Origin of the sequence: Streptomyces achromogenes subsp. achromogenes (genome assembly GCF_000720835.1) — a bacterium.
GTDB classification, from domain to species: Bacteria; Actinomycetota; Actinomycetes; order Streptomycetales; family Streptomycetaceae; genus Streptomyces; species Streptomyces achromogenes.
Genome location: NZ_JODT01000090.1, coordinates 1 through 532 on the forward strand (window position 1 = coordinate 1; position 532 = coordinate 532).

General features: G+C 71.2%; 1 protein-coding gene. It reads left to right on the forward strand.

What is annotated here, in order from left to right; translation table 11 throughout:
* A partial coding sequence (locus IH25_RS38230) for a hypothetical protein (protein ID WP_037656428.1) occupies positions 1–354 on the forward strand: 354 nt, incomplete at its 5' end.
* Positions 355–532 lie beyond the last annotated feature (178 nt).

Here is a 532-nt window from a genome sequence, read left to right on the forward strand (position 1 = left end):
CCGCCGGCACTCGCCCCCACCGCCCCGGCCGGAGCCGCCTCCGTGCTACCGGTCGACCCCCAGACGCTCCCCGAGCGCGAGCAACGGCGCCGTGACGATGTGTGCCAGATGGTCAGGTCCCTGGGGACCTCCCTGCTCGTCTGGTACAACCAGCCGCCGGGACGCTGTGAGGCACTGGACACGAACCAGCCGAGCGACCGCCAGAGGTGCCCGGGCATCGCAGCGTTCGCCGTGCGCTTCCGCCGGGACGTGACCGAGGCGGACGCGTTCACCTGCGCCGCGCACGCCCGGCCCCTGGCCGCCACGGCGGACCGCGCGCCGTACATCACGGCCACGGTCTACCGGCTCCGGTAGAAACGAATTCCGCGCACCGCGCCAGACCAGCACTGCACACCGGAAATACCGCGTGCGCGCACGTTGAAGAACAACACCGCGCCAGCAACCAGCAAACCAGCGGACAGCGAAGGTACCCGCACGGAAACAACGCGTTGGCGCGGTCGACCAGCACCCGCCGGAGTACCGTCTCCGGCAC